The organism is uncultured Nostoc sp., from assembly GCF_964245445.1.
Lineage (GTDB): Bacteria > Cyanobacteriota > Cyanobacteriia > Cyanobacteriales > Nostocaceae > Nostoc.
Map to the genome: position 1 here is coordinate 1 of NZ_CAXTNE010000441.1, position 4,069 is coordinate 4,069.

Below are 4,069 nucleotides of genomic sequence, written 5' to 3' on the forward strand. Positions count from 1 at the left end.
ACTAATAACTAATGACCAATGACTAATGACGAATGACTAATGACTAGTTGAGACATGGCAATGATTTGGGATAATTAACTGCGTCCATCAGTGTTGATCTGTGGTTCCAAATCGTAACTGTAAGAAACGCTGATGATTTTTGGATAGTTATCTGCGTTCATCACGTAGAAAGTTTAATCGTCGGTTTTTGACGATCGCACTTTTCTTGAGACAGCGTTGATATGCGGTTCAAAATCCACAATTGCACTAAGGGTCATGGGTTCTGAAAATTTGTCACAAGATACACTAGCAGAACAGCTGCTGGAACTAGCTATAAAATCTGGAGCAGAAGCTGCTGAGGTGTATCAGTCGCGATCGCTTTCTCGTCCAGTGTTTTTTGAGGCAAACCGACTCAAACAGCTAGAAACTAACCAATCTGAAGGCACAGCACTACGACTTTGGCGAAACGGGCGTCCGGGACTCACGGTGGCTTACGGTTCTGTCCTAGCCGAAATAATGGTGGAAAAAGCTCTGGCTCTAAGTCAACTGAATCTACCTGAAACAGTAGAATTAGGCTCTAACTCTCAGCCCTCTTACCCAGATTTAGGGGAAAGTGTACCGATAGAAGTTTTGGTAGACTGGGGCAAAGAAGCGATCGCACTCATCCGCGATGCCTATCCAGATGTTGTTTGCAATGGTGACTGGGAATGTGATGCTGAAACTACCAGAATAGTCAACACTAAAGGTTTAGATTGTTACTACACTGATACTACCCTCAATTGCTATATATCAGCTGAATGGGTGCGCGGTGATGATTTTTTAAGTGTTGCCGATGGCCAAACTAAGCGGGGCGAACTCGACCCGGAAATATTAGCTAACCAAATTTTACAACGGTTAATTTGGGCCAGAGAAAATGTCTCATCTCCTACTGGCCGCGTACCGATTTTGTTCACTTCTAAAGCTGCTGATATGCTTTGGGGCACTGTCCAAGAAGCTTTGAATGGCAAACGGGTTTTAGAAGTAGCTTCCCCTTGGGGAGAACGTTTGGGTAAGGCAGTAGTTGCACCCAGTCTCACCCTCTACCAAGATCCAGAAGCCGGCCCTTATAGTTGCCCTTTTGATGATGAAGGCACTCCTACTCAATTTTTAGTATTTATCCAAAACGGAATTTTACAGCATTTTTATGGCGATCGCACCACCGGACGCCAACTGGGTACTGACACCACTGCAAATGGTTTTCGCCCTGGTTTAGGTAGCTATCCCACCCCTGGTTTATTTAATTTTCTAATCCAGCCAGGTTCAGCATCACTAACAGATTTAATTCAAGAACTGGATGATGGCATAATTGTGGATCAAATGCTGGGCGGTGGCGGCAGCATTTCTGGAGATTTTTCAATCAATGTTGATTTAGGCTACCGCGTCCAAAATGGTCAGGTAATTGGGCGCGTTAAGGATACGATGGTTGCAGGTAATGTCTACACTGCCCTTAAGCAATTGGTTAAACTAGGTAATGATGCTGATTGGAATGGTTCTTGTTATACTCCATCTCTGATAGTAGAAGGACTATCCACGACGGGGAGAAGTAATTGAAGAAAAATACAGAATACAGAATCGGTGAATACTCTACCTATAGAAGGGTAGAGTTTTAATCAGAAAGAATATTTAATACTAGTTTCGCCCACCAGTGGCGAAAGCGGGTAGCGGGACGTTCGCGGTAGCGTCTCGTAGAGAAGTACGGTTTGAACCAATATTTAGCCGCTCTCTACGAGACGCTGCGAGAACGCTATCATCCACTCGTACACAATTCATACTGAATTCTAACTCCTAAGTTCTAAATTTTTCTTGATAAATTTGACATTATGTGGTATATGCCTATCTTCCAACGCATTCGGCAACTGCTACAACCACGGCGTCGTTTAGCAATTTTTGAAGCTTGTCTGATTGGTTTGGTTTCTGCTCTTGGAGCAGTCTTACTTAAATCGGGGGTAGGATTGCTAGGTGCTTGGCGAGTGCAGACATCGCTGCTGCTACCAGCTTGGTTGGTGCTACCAGGTATCGGACTCGCCTTTGGATTCCTCGCAGGATGGCTAGTTGAGCGTGTAGCACCAGAAACTTCGGGGAGCGGCATTCCTCAAGTGAAAGCAGTGTTAGCCCGTATACCAATTGCTTTAGATTTGCGGGTTGCTCTGGTCAAGCTAGTGGGTGGTATTCTGGCACTAGGTTCTGGGCTAGCTTTAGGGCGGGAAGGGCCAACAGTTCAACTTAGCGCAGCTTTAGCAGCTCAACTCAGTCGGTGGTTTCCGACTTCACCAGATCACCGTCGTCAGTTGATTGCTGCTGGTGCAGGAGCAGGGTTAGCGGCTGCCTTCAATACGCCGATTGCCGGTGTGTTGTTTGTAGTAGAAGAACTGTTACAGGATTTTTCTGAATTTACCTTGGGTACTGCGATTCTGGCTTCTTTTATCGGTGCCGTTGTCTCGCGCCTGTTGGGTGGTCGCAGCCTGGATCTCAATCTAGCATTAACTGCTTCTAAAACAGAGTTTTTTGTTCAAGATATTCCCTTCTATTTGGTGTTAGGGGTTGTGGCTGGGTTGATGGGGGCGTTATTCAATCGCGGGATTATTGCCAGCTTAAGTGTTTACCGCCGCTCTCTACGTTTTGGATTACCTGCTCGTGTGGCCTTAGCTGGGTTAGTGTCTGGGGTGATTGTGGCATTACTACCGCTAGCGTTTCGAGATAACACGGGACTGCGGGAAATTTTAATTACAGGTGAGGCTAGCTGGTCAATAGCCGCGATCGCCTTTGTCTCCCAGTTTATCCTAACTCTCGTAGCTTATGGCTCTGGTGTGCCAGGAGGATTATTTGCTCCCGCTTTAACCCTTGGGGCTGCCCTTGGCTACTTGGTGGGTATGGGAGAACAGAGTTTGCTGCTTCCTTTTGGGATAGCGAGTGGATTACCAATTACCTATGCCTTGGCAGGAATGGGCGCATTTTTTACTGCGGTTGCCAGAGTGCCAATGACGGGGATAGTAATTGTGTTTGAAATGACTACAGATTTCAACTTAGTGCTGCCCTTAATGATTGGCTCTGTAACATCATATCTAGTCGCCGAAAAGTTAGCGCCAGGATCGCTATACGACAAACTTTTGGCGTGGAATGGCATAACTATCGAAAAAGCAGCACCTGCGGGGGGAATAATGACAAATTTGACAGCCAAAGATGTCATGCAGCAACAGGTAGAAACTCTGGATACAGAGATGCCTTTAGATGAAGTCATGCAGGCATTCGCCCGTTCCCATCATCGTGGCTTTCCTGTGGTAGAGGACAGCAAGCTTGTAGGGATTGTGACACAATCAGATTTACTCAATATTCGCGATCGCAATTTAGCAAACGATACTCCCTTAGGCGAAATTATGACCGCCACTCCGGTGACAGTAACACCAATCCACACCCTAAGCAATGTACTGTATTTACTCGATCGCTATCAAATCAGTCGCTTACCTGTGGTGAATGGACGAAAACTGATTGGAATTATTACTCGTGCAGATATTATTCGGGCGGAAGCAGATCATCTTAATGGTGAAAATAAAACACCTAAACTGCGACCAGATCCTTCATATATAGTTTACCAAACGCGATCGCCCAGCATCGGCAGTGGTAGATTATTAGTGCCAGTAGCTAATCCCGAAACAGCAGGTATTTTACTACAAATGGCAGCAGCTATTGCCCGCGATCGCCATTATGAAATAGATTGCGTGCAAATAATGCTGATACCCCGCCACAGTTCCCCATCAGAAACACAGGTAAAGACAGCAAAAAGTCGCCGCTTGCTACGACAGGCGGAAGTCTTAGCAAAAAAGTGGCAAATTCCTTTGCACACGCAGATACGAGTTACCCACGATGTAGCGCAGGCAGTTTTGGAGACAATCAATGAACAACACATCGACCTAATTTTAATGGGATGGAAAGGAAACACATCGACCCCTGGTCGGATTTTTGGCAACGTTGTAGACACCGTAATTCGCCAAGCCACCTGCGAAGTAGTATTAGTAAAATTAGGCAAAACTCCCCAATCCCCAGTCCCCAATCC

The 4,069-nt window shown here is 45.9% G+C and carries 3 protein-coding genes; 2 read left to right on the forward strand and 1 reads right to left on the reverse strand.

The window, feature by feature from the left end:
• The first annotated feature begins 255 nt into the window (after nucleotides 1-255).
• Nucleotides 256-1,569: a TldD/PmbA family protein gene (locus ACFE90_RS36815; RefSeq protein ID WP_375507180.1), complete on the forward strand. Its 1,314-nt coding sequence runs from the start codon at nucleotides 256-258 to the stop codon at nucleotides 1,567-1,569.
• A gap of 78 nt (nucleotides 1,570-1,647) precedes the next feature.
• On the opposite strand, the gene ACFE90_RS36820 is transcribed toward ACFE90_RS36815, so the two are convergent.
• Entirely contained in the window at nucleotides 1,648-1,788 is a 141-nt protein-coding gene (locus ACFE90_RS36820; RefSeq protein WP_375507181.1) for a hypothetical protein, read from the reverse strand.
• 50 nt (nucleotides 1,789-1,838) lie between these two features.
• Between ACFE90_RS36820 and ACFE90_RS36825 the strand changes: the two genes are divergently transcribed.
• A partial coding sequence (locus tag ACFE90_RS36825) for a chloride channel protein (protein WP_375507182.1) occupies nucleotides 1,839-4,069 on the forward strand: 2,231 nt, incomplete at its 3' end.

What these genes read in the sequence shown, in the direction of transcription:
- ACFE90_RS36815 (WP_375507180.1), top strand. Translation starts at nt 256, where the DNA reads ATGGGTTCTGAAAATTTGTCACAAGATACACTAGCAGAACAGCTGCTG.
- ACFE90_RS36820 (WP_375507181.1), bottom strand. Translation starts at nt 1,788, where the DNA reads ATGAATTGTGTACGAGTGGATGATAGCGTTCTCGCAGCGTCTCGTAGA.